The sequence below is a fragment of the Mycobacterium sp. NGS64 genome (genome assembly GCF_059812245.1).
In genome coordinates this window covers 949320-967719 of sequence record NZ_JCALCI010000002.1, presented here as the reverse complement: position 1 = coordinate 967719, position 18400 = coordinate 949320, and the positions used below count along the sequence as shown (strand labels likewise).

Here is an 18400-nt window from a genome sequence, read left to right as displayed (position 1 = left end):
TTCGCATCATATGAAAAGTATGTATGATCCCTGTTTATGTGTATGGCCGGTACGGACCTCCGGACGCCTCGACTAGCGCAGCCGCCGGGGACGCCGTGCCGTTTCGCGACTCTGCACTCTGCTCTCGCCGCCGGCAACAATTAGCCAAGGGACAAAACATGCCCGCACACACTGTGACGGCCAACTATTGGTTACAGGCGAACACGGGTCTCCGCGAGCGCGACAGGCGGCGGCCGGCCCACCGGGTCCGTTCCCGTGCGCCCTTGCGGATCGGTCTTGCCGGAGGCGGAACAGACGTGTCGCCGTATTGCGACACCTATGGCGGCATCGTCCTGAATGCCACCATCGACCGATACTGCTACGCCACCCTGGAAGAGACCACGGACGGCGCCATCGAGTTCCGCGCACCCGATATCGAGGTGAACGACCCCGTCGCCGACGGGCCGAAGCCGGCTGGGTCGGGACCGCTGACCCTTCACCAAACCATCTATGAACGCCTGACCCGCGATTTCGATCTGGGTCGGCCGGGCGTTCGTCTGACTACGGTGTCGGACGCACCTCCCGGGTCCGGCTTGGGCTCTTCGTCAGCCCTGGTCGTCTCGGTGGTGGAGGCGTTTCGCGAATTCTTCGCCTTGCCGCTCGGTGAGTACGACGTGGCACGGCTCGCATTCGAGATCGAGCGCAACGACTACGGCCAGGCCGGGGGAAGTCAGGACCAATACGCAGCGACGTTTGGTGGCTTCAACGTGATGGAGTTCGGGCCCGGCGGACGGGTCATCGTGAATCCCTTGCGAATCAAGGAGGCAACGCTGCGCGAGCTCGAGGCATCGATCGTGCTGTTCCACACCGGGGTTTCGCGCAAGTCCGCCGAAATCATCGAGCGTCAGACCACCTACATTTCAGCTGGCTCCGCGTCGCAACTCGCAGCTACCCATGAGCTCAAGGAAGAGGCGATCGCGATGAAGGAGGCCTTGCTGAAGGGGGATCTGGTCCAGCTCGCCGGAGTCCTCGAGCGGGGATGGCGAATGAAAAAGAAACTGGCCGAGGGCATTTCGACTCCCCGCATCGAACACTGCTTCGATGTCGCGCTTGCGGCCGGGGCCCTAGCGGGAAAGGTGTCAGGGGCAGGGGGCGGGGGATACGTCCTGTTCCTCACGGACCCGGTCCGGCGGCCGGCGGTCATGCGGGCTCTGGGCGACTTGCACTTCGGCGCGGTACAGCCGGCACATTTCGTATCGGAAGGAGCGGTAGCGTGGGCGCTGCGATGAACACCGAGATGCTTGCATTCATCGATGGAGAGATGGCGAAAACCCGTGCCAGCCTCGACGCCTTGCAAGATCTGCGATACGCAACAATTTTGGCGGATATCTCGTGCGCGATCATCGAGTCATTGCGATCGGGCGGAAAGATAATGTTCTGCGGTAATGGCGGATCGGCCGCAGATTCGCAGCATCTGGCCGCAGAGTTGGTCGGCCGCCAGAACTACGATCGGGCTCCTGCTGCCGGGATCGCCTTGACCGTTGACACTTCGGCCCTCACCGCGATCGGTAACGACTACGGATACGAATTCGTTTTCGCCCGGCAGGTCGAAGCGCTCGGGCGCGCCGGGGACGTTCTCATCGGGATCTCGACCTCGGGTCGCTCGGTGAATGTCGTCAGGGCGCTCGAGGCCGCGAAGGCGATGGGTGTCGTCACCGTGGCTTTCACCGGCAACCAGCCCCGAGACATGGGCATCGCCGAGTATCAATTGAATGTGCCTGCCAGTGAAACGGCCAAGATACAAGAGCTGCACATCATGTGTGGCCACATGATTTTCGCACTGGTGGAGCGGGAGCTCTTCCCGATCGAGCGAAGTGCAGACGCGTTTCTCTTCGACACCACGGGCGTGTGAGCGTGGTCGAGATTTCTCCTGCAAAGCCCATGCGCGTTGAGGCGACTCCAGCCGGCCAAACGAGCGGGATGCGGCCATCGGATATCGATGGTGGACCCGACGACGTCATGCTCGTCGGCCCGGGCGCTCGTTTCCTCTCGGCCGTCGGATACCACAACGCCGCGATAGCCAATGCCTTTGCGCGTCGCGGCGATTCCGTGAGCGCCCTACTGATCAGGGAGTTGTGCCCGCGTCGCTTCTACCCCGGACGCGACAGGGTCGGAACGTATGGCCCCGAGGCCCTGCACCTCGAAGGCATTCCGACATGTGAGGGCCTCGATTGGTATTGGGGCGCCTCAATTTTTCGTTCGATCCGGTTCCTGCTACGGCGGCGACCGAAGGTGGTCTTGCTCCAGTGGTGGGCGGCGCTGACCGCGCACAGCTACCTGGTGGTTGCGTTGGTCGCCCGGCTGATCGGCGCGCCGGTCGTGTTGGAGATGCATGAAACAACGGACGTCGGTGAGGCGGCGGTTCCCTTCGTCACCTCATACGCCCGGGTGCTGATGCGCCTTTTGGCGCGGTTGGTCTCCGGGGTGGTTGTTCATTCCAAGTCCGACATCGATGTGATGCAGCAGTTTTATCCCTGCCTGCGGCGACTGCCCTTTTCGGTGGTATTTCCCGGACCGCTGGAGGACGTGGGCGATGGTGAATCCGCCGCCAAGAAGAGGGTGCGCGGCGAGGGAGATCCGGTGCGGTTTCTCTTCTTTGGGGTCATCCGCCCGTACAAGGGCATCGATGAACTCGCCGAGGCCTTTTCCATGCTGATGCGCGACGGGGTGCGTGCCCATCTGACGGTGGCCGGCGAGCCATGGGGCGGCACGGAGGAGGCCTTGCAAACTATTCGAGACACGGGCGCGGAGAATCACGAGATTATCCTGGGATTTCTTCCGGAAGACCACGTCAGAGACTTGTTCGAAACAACAGACGTCATAGTCGTCCCGTATCGCCGTGCCTCGGCCTCCGGACCAGTTAACTTGGCGATGGAAGCGGGCCTGCCCCTGGTCACCACGAAGGTGACCGCGCTTCAAGAGGCCTGTGAAAATTACGGCGGAGTTTTTTTCGCCGACGTGGGAGATCCGGTCGGGCTGCGCGACGCCATGCTGCAATCCATGACGAAAGTCGGTAGGCGCTTTGATAATCCGCACAGCTGGGACGCCAACGCTGATTGCTACGCCGATTTCTTTCGCGAACTTGCCGAGCGGTGACGTGCGATCGAAGGCCCTCACAGCGACCCCGATTCATGCTGCGCTACCTGCGAACTGAAGCCGCGACGGCACCTCGGCCCGCGCTGTTCCTGGACCGCGACGGGGTCCTGAACCGGCATATCGTCGACGGGTACGTCATCGAGCCGAGCGACTTCGAGCCGATAGACCTCGCGCTCGAGGCGGCGGCCGCCGCCCAATCGGCCGGAGCCGCACTGGTCGTCGTCACCAACCAGGGAAGCATCGGCACCCGTAAGGCAACCGAGTCGCACGTCATGGTCATCCACGCCCTGCTTGTCGCCGCGCTCGCCGCGCACGGGATCGCCCTCGACGCGATCTACACGTGCCCCCACCATCCGCGGTCCGCCGACCCGGCGCAGAGATACTGCGAGTGTCGAAAACCGAAGCCCGGCTTGATCCTTGCCGCAGCGCGTGACCTCAACCTGGACCTGGCCCGGTCAATGCTGATCGGCGATCAGCCCACCGATATTGCCGCCGCCCACGCCGCCGGGATCGCACCGGATCGAGCGCTGCTTGTCGGGCCAACCGCCGGAACGGAATTGGCCGGCTATGTCCGCGAAATGCTTGGACGGCACGAGAACTATGCGGACCGGCGCAGGCGCATGAGGCGCGTGGCGAACGTTCGCTGATCAAACGCTGTCCACCGCGAAACTGCCAGGACGACCGGCAAGTCCGTGTCTTGCGAGGTGCCGTCGCGACGGCAACGCGTGGCGTCCCTTCGCCCTGACGAAGACTTCCATGTCAGTCCGGGCCAACGCGCACAGCATGCCGACGGCAGCGACCGGACGCGTCCCGGTCCCGCCGGATCGAAATGCCGTCGAGAATGCGTCGACGGCCGCTGCCCAGTTTCCGGAGATCAATTCGACACGTCCCCGAGCGATTTCGGCCTCCTGGTTCTGCCGGGACCCGTCCAGGCGCACCGCCTCTTCCAGGTCAGTGGCGACGCCCGGTGGAAGGCGGTCGCGGACGTCCGACAGGAACGTCTCGAGAAAGCGAGTTCTGTCGTTGGTGGTGTTGAACCAGCTGCGGGTCGTTACCTGCGTCGAGTGCCGGCGCCAATTGCCGAGCAGCCTTGGTGAGGGGGCGAATTTACCGGTCATTGCGAGCCGGAGCCAGGTGGGAAGATCAACGTAATTCGTGTTCTCCGGTTGCCAAAACCCCCCGACCTCGTCGAGGGCCGTCCGTCGAATCATCACCGTCGACGCGTTGATGAAGTTGAGTCGCACCAGGGCGGGCAGGATCGAGCCAACCGGTTCGTTGCGGGCGACGGCGCCGCGCGGCTTGTGCCAGTATTTCGCGTAGGTCACCCCGTTCTCGTCCATGAGACCCGCTGTCCCGTAGCTGAGTACGACGCCAGGATCGGCGAACAGCGGCAGCTGGTGCTCGATCTTTTGATCGGGCCACGTGTCGTCACCGTCCAAGATCGCGACAATCGGGCTTTTCGCGCTGGCGAGTGCCAACCCATACCCACGCGCCAGTCCACCGATTCCTTCATGGGGCCTGCGGATAACGATAATTCGCGGATCTTTGAAGGACTCGGCGATCTCGACAGTGCCGTCCTGCGAACCGTCGTCGACGACGATCATCTCCCAGTCAGGATTTGTCTGCCGGAGAACACTTTCGATGCAGGCCCCGATGAACGCGCTGTGTTGATACGTCGCCGTGAGAATGCTGACGGATGGCATTGACGCCGCCTAGGTGAGTGCCGGTTGGAGTGCCTCGCCGAGCGCGCCGGTGAGGTAGACGGTATAGGTGTTGGTGAAGTGGAACCGGTCTTGGTAGACGCGGGTGTCGGCGATGACGGGTTCGCATCGCTCCGCGCATACCCAGTTCAGGGTGGGAATGTAGAGCGCTTGGGCGATGGCGGCGGCGGCCTGCTCGGCCTCGAGGTTTCCCGACGGCATGCCCTCGGCGCGAGGCACACTGCATTTCTGGACTGCCATAACGTGGCCGGCCAGGCAGTGGGCGTCGTCGTTTTCCCAGTCGGGGATATCGCCGAGCATCACCAGCCGGGTACCCGGCTGGGCGAGTTCCTTTAGCGTTGTCTCCCAGCCTTTTTGCCATTGAGCGGGGGTCGGCTGGCTGCCGTCGGCGAGCATATGGGTGCTGAAGCTGGTCACCAGCACCACGTCTGGATGCAGATTTCGGATCGCGGCGATGGCGCTGCGCCGAAATTGGGCGCAGTCCCCGTCCGGCACGTGTTTCTCATAGGAAAAGAAGGGCAGATCGAGAGGCGCGCAGTCGCCCATGTGGAAGGTCCGCAGCTGGTAGCCGCCCTTCGCGGCGATGCTTTCGAGCGCCGCTCCCCACATCCCGGCGCGCGAGTCCCCGAACGTCACCATGCGCTTGGTGCCGTGCTCGGCGCCGGCTGCACACTGCCCGAACTCGGATACGGAGGGGTCGAGGACATTTGCGGGCAGGCCGACCTCGTGAGGGTCGACCTGGTGGCAGTCGAAGTGCCCGGTGGCCATCGGCCAGTCGGCTTTGGTCAGAAAGTAGCCCACCGCATCGGGTAGGGCGTTGATGGTTTGGGCCGCTTGGACGGCCTGAAGCACCTGAGCCGTCGTGGCGAAGACCCGGGCCGGGTCCGGCGGGGCGCCCTGCGGCACAGCCGGCGCCTTCGACGTCGAGCAGCCACTCAGAACGACGGCGGCGACCGCGATCGTCGCGACGGATCTCTTCAACCCGGGCCTGAGAATCTTTGTGGAGAATGCCCTTGCCGCACAAAAGTTTTGGGTCATCGCCGGGCCTGGTGCTGCTGCGTGGATCTTCAGGAAAGAGCCAGCGGTTGGCGGCTGAGGAGAACGTCGGCGGCATGCGCCCGAGCTTCGCGCCACCCGCGGTGGGAGAAGTCGCGGTAGGCCGCCTCGGTAATCGCCGGCACCTTGTCCTCGTACACCCACCGATAATCGTTGTGCATGTCGTAGACGTGGAACCCCTGCTCTTGGAACGGCCTCAACGTGGCCTCGATTTCGGTCCTCACCTCGAGTGCCACCACCAGGTTGGGATGGGTGAAATCAGCGGCGATTTGGGGCGCGATGGCCGTTTCCGCGCCCTCGACGTCGACCTTGATGAACGAGACCCGCGGAGCGTCGGCACCCACGAGGGACGCGAGCGTGTCTGCGGCCACGGCCGTGGGAATCCAGGTGCTTCCCGTGAAGCGGCGGTCAAAATCGCCCTTGGCCGGTGGGCTGAGCCGGGAGAAGGCATCAACGCTGGGATGCAGGTAGAAGGTGAGCTCGCCTTTCTCCGGGGCGCACGCCGCCTCGACGACGTGGACGATGCTGCCCGCCCCATTGAGCTCGACGTTGGTGCGCAGCCGCCGCGCGGTGTCGGGCGCGGCCTCGATCGCGATGACCTTCCCGGACGGGCCGACGCGCTTGGCGAACAAAAGGGTGAAGTAGCCGATGTTGGCGCCCGCGTCGACGCAGATGTCGCCTTCCTGGACGTGCCGCAGAATGAATTCGGACAGCACCGGTTCGTAGGTGCCGCGGAAGCGGAGGCAGGACGTGATGGCCGAGCTGTCCAGGCCGGCGATGAACTTGGTCCCGTAAATGGATTCCACCGGCGTTTCGTCCGGCTCGCTGCCGAGCGCCGTGAGCAGCTGGCTGCATCGGTTCACGAAGACTTTCTTGGCGAGCATCGGCAGGTGGTCGTTCGCGACGCATGCGCGCATGTACCCGACTAGGGCATGGCTCGCGCGTCGCTTGGTCGGGCTGAGAGCGGGCATTATGTGCTTCCCAAGGGTCTCGTTGCGGTTCAACGTGGCGGGGGATAGGTGATGACTGGCAGTCGGTGATTTGGGCTTAAACCATCTTTTTAGTCAGCGTATCACGTGACAGCAAGACTGTAAGAGGCTTAATATGCGTCAAAAGATACGATAGACCCGCTAATGGGCACGGCGCGGACCCTTCCCGACCGCGCTACACCGGATCGCCTGCGGGTCCAGGAGGTCCGATGGAAATTGTGATCGTGGGATCTGGTCCGTCGGCTGCCGCGGCCGCCCTGGCGCTTGAAGGTGTTCGCGAGGCGACGGTCACCGTCTTGGATCTGGGCACTCAGCTCGAGGACGGGCGACAGGCCGCCCGGGCGGCCATGGCAAGCACGTCGCCAGACCGCTGGAGTGCGGACGACTTGGACCTGGTCTCCGCGCTTCCGAAGGCCACGGTTGCGGGCCAGCTTCCGGTCAAGCAGATATACGGGTCGAACTTCGTGTTCGCGAACGCGGGCCAACTCGACGACATCGACGCGGACGGTGAAGCCAACCCTCTGGTGGTGTCGGGGGCCTACGGCGGGTTCTCGAACACGTGGGGGGCACAGGTGATGCCCTATTCGACGGGGACGTTCAAAACGTGGCCGATCTCGCGCCTCGACCTGGAACCGCACTACCGCGAAATCCTCAGCCAGATCCCGTATTCGGGCGAGGCCGACGACCTCGAGGAGACCTTTCCGCTGATGGGTGCTCCCGAGCATTTGCCCGCGGTCACCGATCGCACGTCGTCGGTGCTGCGGCGCTACGAACGGAATCGGATCGCCGTCCGGCGGCACGGGGTGACGGTTGGTCATGCGCGTTTGGCGCTGAAGGGATCGGCATGTCGTCGGGTCGGCCTGTGCATGACCGGCTGCCCGTACCAGCTCATCTATTCCGCGTCGCAGACTTTCGATCGGCTCCGGGCACAGCGCCGGGTGGATTACCGGTCCGGCGTGCGGGTGGACCGCATCGAGGAGGACGCGGCGGGTCGGGTGTCGGTTCACGCCACGGAAGTCGACACGGGGCGGCGGCGGGTTTTCGGTGCGGATCGCGTCTTGGTCGGGGCGGGAGCGATCGGCACGACGAGGATCGTCGCGGGCTCCCTCGGGCTCACGGATCGCTCCATCAGATTGGCGGAATCCGTTCAGTTCATGACGCCGTTCCTGTCGATGCGGCCGGTCGCCGAGCTGACACAGGACGGCCAGTTCACGCTCAACCAGTTCAATATCTTCGTCACCTTCGACAGCGACGGCAAAGAAGCCGCACTGGTGCATTGCTACCCGTACAACGACATCATGTTGGGGGCGCTCCCGGGCGTCTTGACCTCTGGCTCGCTCAGCTCGCTCGCCCGAACGGGCCTGCGGCGCCTGACCGTCGGCCTCGGCTACCTGCCCTCGTGGGCCTCGCCTCCCGTCGAACTTCGCATCGGCCGGGCCGAGGCCGACGGTTCGCTACCGCCGATCCGGGTGACGTCGGGCCACAATGAGGCGACGCAGCCGATGCTCGAGCGGGTGCTCCGACAACTCCGCCGTTGCGGTCGAGCGCTCGACCTGCACCCGATACCGGGCCAAACGAAGCTCTCCGGACCGGCGAAGAGTTACCACTACGGGGGATCGTTTCCCATGCAGGCGAAGCCTTTCGGCCAGTTCGCCAGCGACTCCCTCGGTAGGGTAAAGCCTTGGCGCAACGTCCATCTCGTGGATGCCTCGGTGTTTCCGACGGTTGCGGCGACCACGTTCACGTTGACGATTATGGCGAATGCGCACCGAATCGCCACCGAAGCCCTAGGGGGATCGCGATGACTTCAGACCGGGTGGCGATCACGGGTGCGACCGGTTACCTCGGATCGGTTCTGTCGGATCATTTCTCCAGTCGCGGCGACGAGGTGGTCGCGTTGACGCGTCGGAGACCCGAACTCCAAGTCAGCGAGTGGCGCCACTTCGAACTCGGTCGACCCCTGGACGGGGCAATTTTCCAAGACGTGAACACGCTCGTCCACGCTGCTTGGGTACTGAGCGGGAAAGATACGAGCCAACTTTGGCGCGAGAATGTGATCGGTTCGCGCCGGCTGATCGAAGCCGCTGTGACCGCCGGCGTCCGCAAAGTCGTGTTCGTCTCGTCGATGTCCGCCTATTTCGGGACACGACAGACCTACGGCTTGATGAAGCTGGCGGTAGAACGCACTGCCCTCGACACGGGTTGCGTCGTCGTCCGTCCCGGTCTGGTCTACGGAGAATCGCCCGGGGGCATGGCGGGCACGCTCCGGAAGATTTCTGGTCTGCCGCTTTGGCCGCGTTTCAAATCGGCCAAGCTCTTCCTGGCACACGAGGACGATGTGGCGCACGCGATCGCCACGGTGATCGAACACTTCGACGAGCTGTCCGGCGAGGTCATCGGGCTGGCGAATCCGCAGCCGGTCGACCTGCCTTCGATATTCGCGGGCCTTTCGGCCGAACATCAACGCCGGCCCAGCTTGCCCGTGCCCGCCGGCCCCGTGATGGCCGTTTTGCGGCTGCTCGAGCTCGCCGGCGTCCCGTTCCCATTTCGTTCCGACTCGCTGCTCGGGCTGATCGAGGCCGCCGACGTATTGCCCGGCCAGGAGTGTCTCGTGCGGCACGGCGCGAAGTTTCGAAGTGTCGGATCCGCCCGCCAGCCGCAGCAAGCCTGGCCGCCCGGTCGCGACAAGCCGGCCGTCGAACTCCCGGTCTGACTGCAGCGATACTCAGACCGCTGCGGCCTCGCTCATCGGGAGTTCCGACGCGGCATCCAGCTCCGTTGCGCCCAAACCTATTTCGAGTTGTTCGTCGTCGCGCAGCGGGCGCCCCGGCACCACCAGCGGCGGGCGCTTCGCCGGGGCCGGCAGGCTCGCATGCACCGCGGCCAGCTGGCGGGCGATGAGCCGATTCAACCCGACGCAGACATCGTTGCCCAGGCGTTCCGCGCTGTGGTAGCGGACCCAAGCCGATGCGTGGACCCGGCCGGCTGCGGCGCTCAGCCGAATCGTCAGCACGGTGACATCGGTGTCGTCCAGCCACAACCGGTCCAGCGTCTCCGACGTGATGTCCTGTGGTGACACCCAGAAGCTGGTCGCGTACCCGTCGAAACACTTGAGGTGGCGCAAACCCGACCGAGTCGAAGCCGGTTGCAGTCCCGCCGCCACGGCGGCGTCCACCTCGGCGAACTCGTCGGCGGTCAAAGGCCGGGCCGCGCAGCGCCGACCGTTCAGCTCGTCGACGAGCCGCTCGACGACCGCCGCCAAAGTCGAGGCCAGCGAATCGCGGGCCGCGACCGCGCCGACGTTGCGCTGAGGATCCATCCGCAACACCAGCCACGTACGGTGCTCGAAACTCGTTGGGCGACCGTCGGCGGCCTCGACGGCGTGCCGCCTTCGTACCGAGACGATGTCGATGGCGTCCAGGCGTACATCGAAGTGGTGAAGTCCCGTTGCCACCGCCAGCACCGGCAAGGTCGCCGACGAGGCCGTCTGGTCATGGGGCGGCGCGTCCGCCGGCCCGTCGAGGGCCACCACGGCGACCAGCTGGCCCCGGTATCCGCGCACTCCGACCACCCGGCGGCCGAAGCGGCGCCGATGATCAATCGCCGCGGTGCAGCCGGGATTCAGTGCCTCGCCCCGGGTCGGGGAGGACTCCGGCGCGCCGACTGCCGCCGCCGGCTCGGGGGACGAGTCCCAGATGTCGGGGGCCGACCAGTCCCACAGCCACCTGGCCAGGGCCGAGATGACCGTGATCCCGCGGTAGGTGAGCAGCAGGGACGCCGTCGCCACCACGGCGACCGCGACGCCGCACCACCACATGGCGGATTGCGGGCCGCCGGCGAGCTTTCTGACCACGACGAGCACCGCGACGTCGATCAGGAACGCCGACGTGGTCTTCGGCCACGACAGCGCCAGCCCGAGGCGGGGCTGTGCCTTCATCGGCGCCGCGGAGGCCGCCGCATCGCCGAGAGACTTAAGGTCTGTTTTCACCTATCTGATGATACAGAAAGTATTGTAATATGGTCTATTACCAAATAGTCCGTTTGTAGCTGGTCTTCCTAGCTGAGGAGCGGCGTATGTCGTTCTCGTCAACACCCTCGGTGCGAGTCGCGATCGCGGCGGGCTGCGTCCTGGTCAGTGCCACGGCGGGTTGTTCGCGCTCGCCGGCGAGCACACCGGCCGCACCGGCAACCCCGTCCGCCGTCGCGTTGGTGCCGGCAGCGTCAGCCGTCCAAGGCGAGTCGATTCCCGGTATTGGAGCTACCCGGGCCGCTTGGGACGACTCGCACACGCCAAACGCAGCGGCCCCCGACGCCTACGGTCGAGATCCCAGCTTGCCGGAGTACCTCGCGCATGGCGGCGCCGTCTACAGCGACGTATCCGACCAGGGCACCGACCGAATCCACGGCTACTCCCTGAATATGCATACGGTCGACCGGTTCGAGGTGTTACGGCGGGTGTGGCAGGAGTTGCCTTCCGACGCGACGGTCGCCTGGGATCTGATGCGCGACCATTGTTATCGGGTGGCGTTCAACAGCCCGACCCTTAGGGCCGTCGGAGATTTCATGGCAAGCGTTCAGCTTCAGTACATTCAGGCCGACGGGAAGAAGGCGACGAGTTCGGACCGCTTCAACCAAGCGGTGTTCCGGCTTGACCGTGCCGGCTCCCCACCCGATGGTGCGGAAGGCTGCGGCAAGTAAGGCGTGACCGTCCCGGCGCGGGAGCGCGCCGACCCGGAGCGTGTCCCGGCAACCCGTAGGATTGTCGTGGTGGCCGAACTGACCGGCGCGCGAGCCGAAGAGCTCGCAACAATGGACATCTTCGAGGGCTGCACTACCGAGGACCTAGTGCCGCTGGCGGCCCGCCTCCAGCCGCTGCGCGCAGCAGCCGGCCAGGTGCTGATGCAGCAGGGCGAGCAGGCCGTTTCGTTCCTGCTCATCTCGTCGGGCACCGCCGAGATCAAGCGTGTCGACAGCGACGGCACGGTCAACGCCGGGCACGTGACGCCCGGCACCATCGTCGGGGAGATCGCCCTGTTGCGGAATATCCCGCGCATCGCGACGGTCACCACGGCCGAACCGCTGACCGGCTGGATCGGGGACAACGACGCCTTCACCTGGATGGTGCACCTGCCGGGGGTCATGCCGCGGTTGCTGCGCACGGTGCGCCAGCGTCTGGCCGCATTCATCACCCCGATCCCCATCGAGGTCCGCGACGGCACCCGCCTGATGCTGCGCCCCGTCCTGCCCGGCGACGACGAGCGCACCGTGCACGGCCACATCCAGTTCTCCAGCGAGACCCTGTATCGGCGGTTCATGACGGCCCGCATGCCGACCCCGGCGCTGCTGCACTACCTGTCCGAGGTCGACTACGTCGACCACTTCGTGTGGGTGGTGACCGACGGGGACAACCCGGTGGCCGACGCCCGCTTCGTCCGCGACGAGAGCGATCCGACAACCGCCGAGATCGCCTTCACCGTGGCCGACGCCTACCAGGGCCGGGGGATCGGGAGCTTCCTGATCAGCGCGCTGTCCATCGCCGCCAGGGTCGACGGCGTCGAAAGATTCTCCGCGCGAATGCTTTCCGACAACGGGCCGATGCGAGCGATCATGGACCACTACGGCGCGGTCTGGGAGCGCGAGGACGTCGGCGTCATCACCACCGTCATCGACGTGCCCCACCGGCTAGCCTTCGGCCGCCACATGGCCGAACAGATCAAGCGCGTCGCCCGTCAGGTGATCGAAGCGGTCGGCTGAACGGGCATGCGGCCGTTGTGGATTGGGATTCCGGTTGTCCTGATGACGGCGTGTGCGCACACCCACGCGCCCGCGCCGTCGGCCGCGCCGACCAAATCGGCCACCGCCCCCAACGCAGCCGTCAACCCCGCCAACATCAAGCGGGTGGTCGGCGAGCTGCCTCCCCACTACGAGGTGACCACCGGCATCCCGAGCGGGGCGTCGCCGAGGGTGATCTGGAGCCTCGAGGCCGACGCGAGGGCCAAGCCGCCGCCGTGCGCGACGCTCGCCGACCCGGGCAACGGACGTGACCAGTCCGCGCAGGGCTTCTCCGGGTCGGGGACCGGCGGCATCGTCGACGCGGTGGTGGTGGCTTTGCCAGGGCCGGTGGACCTCGACCAGGGCGTCGTCGCGGCGTGCGGGCGGTGGACCATGAGCGACGGCCACACCACGGCCAGCGTTCACGTCATCGACGCCCCCCGCATCGACGGCGCCGCAACGCTCGGCATGGTGGCCGACACCAAGTCGTCCGTCGAATCGGGCACCGAAATCGATTCGCGCGCGTACACTTTCACCGCCTACCTGGGCCATTACTACGCGTTCACCACGCTGACCACGGACCCCGGTTCGTCGCTGCCCGCGCTGCCGCCGCAATTCGCCGCCGATCTGCTCGTCAAAACGGTGTCCACATTGCGCGGCTGAGCGTCCCCGTTGGGTAGATTGGCCACGATGTTGAAGGTGTTGCTCGCGACCGCCTCCGTGTGCGTGCTCGCCGGATGCTCGTCGGGCAACGATCCCACCCCCGTCAAGGCCGACATCGGGAAGGTCGTCGACGTCAAGTCGAGCTTCGGGCCCGACTACAAGGTCACCGACATCCCCGTCCGGGGCGTCGACCCCAAGCTGCTCTCGGCCCGGAAACTGCCCGACGGCCTGACTTTCGACCCGGCGAACTGCGCGAAAGTGGCGGTCGGCCCGGACATGCCACCCGACTTGCAGGGCAACATGGCCGCCGTCTCCGCCGAGGGCAACGGCAACCGGTTCGTCGTCATCGCCTTGGAGACGTCAAAAGCCCTGCCGTTCAACGACCCCGGGAAGGACTGTGCCAAGGTCGCATTCGCCGGGACCGGGGTACGGGGCGGCATCGAGGCGATCGACGCGCCACACATCGACGGTGCCCGCACCGCCGGCGTGCACCGCGTCCTGCAGGCCGTGGTCGGCGGGGGAGCGCGCACCGGCGAGCTGTACGACTACTCGGCCCAGTTCGGTGATTACCAGGTAATCGTCATCGCCAACCCGCTGGTCATTCCGGACCAGCCGGTGGCCAAGATCGACACCCAACGCGCGCGTGACCTCCTCGTCAAGGCGGTTGCCGCGGTCCGTTCGTAGGCCGCTAGCGCACGTCGCGGGGACGGAACTGGATGCTGACCCGCGGGCCGATCGGCGCCGAGGTCTTGGGCACCGCGTGCTCCCAGGTGCGCTGGCACGATCCGCCCATCACCAGCAGATCGCCGTGGGCCTGCGGCAGTCGCAGCGACGGGCCGCCGCCGCGCCGCCGCATCGCGAACGTGCGCGTCGCTCCCAGGCTGACGATCGCCACCATGGTGTCCTGCGAGCTGCTGCGCCCGATGGTGTCGCCGTGCCAGGCCACGCTGTCCGAGCCGTCGCGATAACAGCACAATCCGACGGTGGTGAAGGGCTCGCCGAGCTCGCCCGCGTAGATGTCGTTGAGCCGCCGCCGCAGCTTGCCCAGCAGCGGGTGTGGGGGATCCTCGACGGTCAGGTCGTGAAAGCTGACCAACCGCGGCACGTCGACCACCCGGTCGTACATGTGGCGGCGCTCGGCCCGCCATGGAACGGTCGATAGGAGGTCGGCGAACAGGTCATCGGCCTCGGCCAGCCAGCCGGCGCGGATCTCGATGAAGGCGCCGTCACCGAGCTGTCTGCGCTCGGTGTGCTCGAACAGCGAGCCCTGTACCGCGATGCTCACGGCGCCCATTTTATCGCACATCCGTTCGATGAGGAGGGGACCGGCCTTGCGACCGGCTACCGTTTTCAGGATGGGTGTTGTTGAGCTGGGCACCAATTCCGAGGTAGGCGTGCTTCGGGTCGCCATCCTGCACCGCCCCGGCGCGGAGCTGCGCCGGCTCAATCCGCGCAACAACGACCAGCTGCTCTTCGACGGGCTGCCCTGGGTCGCGCGGGCGCAGGAGGAGCACGACGAGTTCGCCGGGCTGCTGCGTTCCCGCGGCGTCGAGGTGCTGCTGCTGTCGGATCTGCTGACCGAGGCGCTCAACCACAGCGGGGCCGCCCGGATGCAGGGTGTCGCCGCCGCGGTGGACGCCCGCCGGCTCGGAACGCCACTGGCGCAAGAGCTTTCGGCCCACCTGCGCGGGCTCGACCCGGTGACGCTGGCCAACGTGCTGATGGGCGGCATGACGTTCAACGAGCTGCCGCCGGACACCCGCACCGAGGTCTCCCTGGTGCTTCGCATGCACCACGGGGCGGATTTCGTGATCGATCCACTGCCGAACCTGGTGTTCACCCGTGACTCGTCGATCTGGATCGGGCCGCGGGTGGTGATCCCGACCCTGGCGCTGCGCGCGCGGGTTCGCGAGGCGTCGTTGACCGATCTGATCTATGCCCACCACCCGCGGTTCACCGGGGTGCGGCGCGCCTACGAGTCCCGCACCGCCCCGGTCGAGGGCGGTGACGTGCTGCTGCTCGCCCCCGGCGTGATCGCGGTGGGAGTTGGCGAACGGACCACCCCCGCCGGTGCGGAAGCGTTGGCGCGCAGCCTTTTCGACGACGATCTCGCCGATACCGTGCTCGCGGTGCCGATCGCCCAGCGGCGCGCGCAGATGCACCTGGACACGGTGTGCACGATGGTCGACACCGACACCGTGGTGATGTACGCGAACATCGTCGACACGCTGTCGGCGTACACGATCCAGCGCACCCCCGACGGCGTCACCATCGGCGACGAGACGCCGTTCCTGGAGGCAGCCGCCAAGGCGATGGGGATCGACAAGCTGCGGGTGATCGACACCGGGCTGGACCCCCTCGTCGCCGAGCGGGAGCAGTGGGACGACGGCAACAACACCTTGGCGCTGGCGCCCGGCGTCGTCGTCGCGTACGAGCGCAACGCGCAGACCAACGCCCGCCTGCAGGACGCGGGCATCGAGGTGCTCACCATCGCCGGGTCCGAATTGAGCACCGGCCGCGGCGGCCCCCGGTGCATGTCGTGCCCCGCCGCGCGCGATCCGGTGTAGGCCTTCTGCGCCGAGTCTGCGCTCAGCGCGTCGGATCGGCCATTTGCGCGCGCTGGACGCAGTCTCGATGCGAGAACTAGCGCCAGCTGGGCAGCCAGATCTCCATGTTCCAGGTCTGCTGGGAAATCGGCAGGCCGGTGAGCACGGGGAACAGCCACGCGAAGTTGGTCACCACCAAGGCCACGTAGCAGGAGACCGCGATCAGTCCGAGCGTGCGCCGTTCGGAGTTCTGGTTGCGGGCGTAGAGGATGTCGCCGCAGATCAGCGCGATGCCCATGGCCAGGAACGGCGCCATCGTCGCGGCGTAGAAGAAGTACATCTGCCGGTCGATGTCGGCGAACCACGGCAGCCACCCCGCGCAGTAGCCAGTCAAAACGGCCGCATAGCGCCAGTCGCGGCGGACCAGCATTCGCCAACAGGCATAGAGCAACACCGGCACCGCCAGCCACCACATCGCCGGGGTGCCCACCAACATCTCGGCCTTGACGCACGACTGCGCGCCGCAGCCGGGGACGTTCTGCTGGTCGATGGCGTAGAGGACCGGCCGCAACGACATCGGCCAGCTCCACGGTTTGGATTCCCATGGGTGGTAGTTGCCGGCGGAGTTGGTCAGGCCCGCGTGGAACTGAAACGCCTTGGCGGTGTAGTGCCACAGCGAGCGAACGGCGTCGGGCAGGGGGACGACGGAGTGCGGGCCGATCGACTGGCCGACCTCGTGGCGGTCGATCGCGGTCTCGGACGCGAACCAGGGCGCGTAGCTGGCGAGGTAGACCGCGAACGGGATGAGCGCCAGCGCGTACCCGGTGGGAATCAGGTCGCGCCGCAAGACCCCGAGCCACGGCCGGGTCACCTGGTATTGGCGCCGGGCCGCGACGTCGAACGCCAACGACAGCGCACCGAAGAACAGCACGAAGTAGAGCCCGGACCACTTTGTGCCGCAAGCCAATCCGAGCATCACCCCGGCAAGGAAGCGCCACCAGCGCACGCCAAGCCTTGGGCCCCATAGGGTTTGGGCGCTGCGGCCCTCCATGAGCGCGACGTGCAGTCGCCAGCGCACCTGATCGCGGTCGACGATCAGCGCGCCGAACGCGGCGACCACGAAGAACGTCAGCAGGCCGTCGAGCAGGGCGGTCCGCGCGGTGACGAAGCTGACGCCGTCGCAGATCACCAGCACCCCGGCGATCGCGCCGACCAGCGTCGAGCGGCTGATCCGCCGGACGGTCCGCATCACCAGCACCGCCATCACGACGCCGAGCAGGGCGCCGGTGAACCGCCAGCCCACCCCGTTGTAGCCGAAGACCGCCTCGCCGAGGGCGATCAACTGCTTGCCGACCGGCGGGTGCACGACCAGGCCGAACCCGGGGTTGTCCTCCACCCCGTGGTTGTGCAGCACCTGCCAGGCCTGGGGCGCGTAATGCTTCTCGTCGAACACGGGCGTGCCGGCATCGGTCGGCGAGCCCAGGTTGAGGAACCGGGTCACCGTCGCCAGCACCGTGATCACCCCGGTCGCGACCCAGCCGCGAATGGTGTCGGTCGGCCCGAAGTCCGCCACCGGGGCCAGGGGGCCCGGGCTGTCGACGGGTACGACACGCTCGCGCTCGGCGACGGCGCTTTCGCGGGGCGGGGCGGTCATCACGTCGATCGTAGGCTGTCCGTCATGACCTCCGGTCGCCTATTGCTGGGCGCGACGCCCCTGGGCCAGCCGTCGGATGCCTCGCCGCGCCTCATCGACGCGCTGGCCCACGCCGACGTGGTGGCCGCCGAGGACACCCGCCGGGTGCGGATCCTGGCCAAGGCGCTGGAAACCGAGATCAAGGGTCGGGTGGTCAGCCTGTACGACCGGGTCGAGGCCGCGCGGGTGCCCGCCCTCGTCGACGCGATGACGGCGGGCGCGACGGTGTTGGTGGTCAGCGACGCCGGCATGCCGTTGATCAGCGACCCCGGCTACCGGCTGGTGGCCGCGTGCGTGGATGCGGGCCTGCCGGTCCAGTGCCTCCCCGGGCCATCGGCGGTGACGACCGCGCTGGCGGTGTCCGGGCTGCCGTCGGAGCGGTTCTGCTTCGAGGGGTTCGCCCCCCGCAAGAAGTCGGCCCGCCGAACCTGGTTGGCCTCGCTGGCCGACGAGCGGCGCACCTGCGTGTTCTTCGAATCGCCGCGGCGGCTGGCGGCCTGCCTGCGCGACGCCGCGGACGAACTCGGCGGCGCCCGCCGCGCGGTGGTCTGCCGGGAGCTGACGAAGGTGCACGAAGAAGTCGTGCGCGGCTCGCTCGAGGAGCTGGCCACCTGGGCGAACGACGGGGTGCTCGGCGAGATCACCGTGGTGCTCGCCGGCGCGACGCCGCGTGCCGACCTGCCGTCGCTGGTGGCCGAGGTGGAAGAGCTGGTCGCCGGCGGTGTGCGCGTCAAGGATGCGTGCAGCGAGGTGGCCGCGGCGCATCCGGACGTGCGGACGCGTCAGCTCTACGACGCGGTCCTGCAGTTACGCGGCGACTAGCTC

18 protein-coding genes are annotated in these 18400 nt (G+C 66.7%); 12 read left to right on the top strand and 6 right to left on the bottom strand.

Features of this window, described 5'->3' with window-relative positions; all coding sequences use genetic code 11:
* The first annotated feature begins 158 nt into the window (after positions 1–158).
* The 4 genes from AC5Y4S_RS12845 to AC5Y4S_RS12830 are packed head-to-tail and all read left to right on the top strand — an operon-like array spanning position 159 to position 3782.
* Positions 159–1268 carry a GHMP family kinase ATP-binding protein gene (locus tag AC5Y4S_RS12845; RefSeq protein ID WP_500033114.1) on the top strand — a complete coding sequence of 370 codons (1110 nt, stop codon included), beginning with the start codon at positions 159–161 and terminating at the stop codon, positions 1266–1268.
* Complete coding sequence (locus tag AC5Y4S_RS12840; RefSeq protein WP_239645728.1) at positions 1253–1891, top strand: SIS domain-containing protein; 639 nt, start codon at positions 1253–1255, stop codon at positions 1889–1891. The genes AC5Y4S_RS12845 and AC5Y4S_RS12840 overlap by 16 nt, the downstream gene beginning before the upstream one ends.
* Positions 1888–3135, top strand: a complete 1248-nt coding sequence (locus tag AC5Y4S_RS12835) for a glycosyltransferase family 4 protein (protein ID WP_500033113.1) — start codon at positions 1888–1890, stop codon at positions 3133–3135. The genes AC5Y4S_RS12840 and AC5Y4S_RS12835 overlap by 4 nt, the downstream gene beginning before the upstream one ends.
* A gap of 35 nt (positions 3136–3170) precedes the next feature.
* A complete protein-coding gene (locus AC5Y4S_RS12830; protein ID WP_500033112.1) occupies positions 3171–3782 on the top strand; it encodes an HAD-IIIA family hydrolase in 612 nt (203 codons plus the stop codon).
* On the opposite strand, the gene AC5Y4S_RS12825 is transcribed toward AC5Y4S_RS12830, so the two are convergent.
* From AC5Y4S_RS12825 to AC5Y4S_RS12815, 3 genes are all read right to left on the bottom strand, one after another.
* Positions 3783–4838 (bottom strand): glycosyltransferase family 2 protein, encoded by a 1056-nt coding sequence (locus AC5Y4S_RS12825; RefSeq protein ID WP_500033111.1) that lies wholly within the window; start codon positions 4836–4838, stop codon positions 3783–3785.
* 9 nt (positions 4839–4847) lie between these two features.
* Positions 4848–5837, bottom strand: coding sequence for an SGNH hydrolase domain-containing protein (locus tag AC5Y4S_RS12820; protein ID WP_500033110.1), 990 nt, complete (start codon positions 5835–5837; stop codon positions 4848–4850).
* 86 nt (positions 5838–5923) lie between these two features.
* Positions 5924–6829 (bottom strand): FkbM family methyltransferase, encoded by a 906-nt coding sequence (locus AC5Y4S_RS12815; RefSeq protein ID WP_500033109.1) that lies wholly within the window; start codon positions 6827–6829, stop codon positions 5924–5926.
* A gap of 281 nt (positions 6830–7110) precedes the next feature.
* Here AC5Y4S_RS12815 and AC5Y4S_RS12810 point away from each other — a divergent pair, with 281 nt between their 5' ends.
* The gene (locus tag AC5Y4S_RS12810; protein ID WP_500033108.1) at positions 7111–8706 is read left to right on the top strand and encodes a GMC oxidoreductase; all 1596 of its coding nucleotides are present in this window, start codon (positions 7111–7113) and stop codon (positions 8704–8706) included.
* Positions 8707–8717: 11 nt separating this feature from the next.
* A complete protein-coding gene (locus AC5Y4S_RS12805; protein WP_500033107.1) occupies positions 8718–9614 on the top strand; it encodes an NAD-dependent epimerase/dehydratase family protein in 897 nt (298 codons plus the stop codon).
* 12 nt (positions 9615–9626) lie between these two features.
* On the opposite strand, the gene eccE is transcribed toward AC5Y4S_RS12805, so the two are convergent.
* Positions 9627–10838, bottom strand: a complete 1212-nt coding sequence (gene eccE / locus AC5Y4S_RS12800; RefSeq protein ID WP_500033314.1) for a type VII secretion protein EccE — start codon at positions 10836–10838, stop codon at positions 9627–9629.
* Between the two features lie 137 nt (positions 10839–10975).
* Here eccE and AC5Y4S_RS12795 point away from each other — a divergent pair, with 137 nt between their 5' ends.
* The 4 genes from AC5Y4S_RS12795 to AC5Y4S_RS12780 all read left to right on the top strand — a co-directional run bounded on the left by AC5Y4S_RS12795 (position 10976) and on the right by AC5Y4S_RS12780 (position 14020).
* The gene (locus tag AC5Y4S_RS12795) at positions 10976–11599 is read left to right on the top strand and encodes a hypothetical protein (RefSeq protein ID WP_500033106.1); all 624 of its coding nucleotides are present in this window, start codon (positions 10976–10978) and stop codon (positions 11597–11599) included.
* A 111-nt stretch (positions 11600–11710) separates the two neighbouring features.
* Positions 11711–12655, top strand: coding sequence for an acetyltransferase Pat (pat, locus tag AC5Y4S_RS12790; RefSeq protein ID WP_500033313.1), 945 nt, complete (start codon positions 11711–11713; stop codon positions 12653–12655).
* A gap of 6 nt (positions 12656–12661) precedes the next feature.
* Entirely contained in the window at positions 12662–13336 is a 675-nt protein-coding gene (locus tag AC5Y4S_RS12785; protein ID WP_500033105.1) for a DUF5642 family protein, read from the top strand.
* A 27-nt stretch (positions 13337–13363) separates the two neighbouring features.
* Complete coding sequence (locus AC5Y4S_RS12780; protein WP_068110405.1) at positions 13364–14020, top strand: DUF5642 family protein; 657 nt, start codon at positions 13364–13366, stop codon at positions 14018–14020.
* 4 nt (positions 14021–14024) lie between these two features.
* On the opposite strand, the gene AC5Y4S_RS12775 is transcribed toward AC5Y4S_RS12780, so the two are convergent.
* Positions 14025–14621 (bottom strand): alpha-ketoglutarate-dependent dioxygenase AlkB family protein, encoded by a 597-nt coding sequence (locus AC5Y4S_RS12775; protein WP_500033104.1) that lies wholly within the window; start codon positions 14619–14621, stop codon positions 14025–14027.
* 70 nt (positions 14622–14691) lie between these two features.
* Between AC5Y4S_RS12775 and arcA the strand changes: the two genes are divergently transcribed.
* Entirely contained in the window at positions 14692–15903 is a 1212-nt protein-coding gene (gene arcA, locus AC5Y4S_RS12770) for an arginine deiminase (RefSeq protein WP_500033103.1), read from the top strand.
* A gap of 76 nt (positions 15904–15979) precedes the next feature.
* Here arcA and AC5Y4S_RS12765 read toward each other — a convergent pair whose 3' ends face one another.
* Positions 15980–17536, bottom strand: coding sequence for a dolichyl-phosphate-mannose--protein mannosyltransferase (locus tag AC5Y4S_RS12765; protein ID WP_500033102.1), 1557 nt, complete (start codon positions 17534–17536; stop codon positions 15980–15982).
* Positions 17537–17560: 24 nt separating this feature from the next.
* Here AC5Y4S_RS12765 and rsmI point away from each other — a divergent pair, with 24 nt between their 5' ends.
* Positions 17561–18397: a 16S rRNA (cytidine(1402)-2'-O)-methyltransferase gene (rsmI, locus tag AC5Y4S_RS12760; protein ID WP_500033101.1), complete on the top strand. Its 837-nt coding sequence runs from the start codon at positions 17561–17563 to the stop codon at positions 18395–18397.
* Positions 18398–18400: the final 3 nt, after the last annotated feature.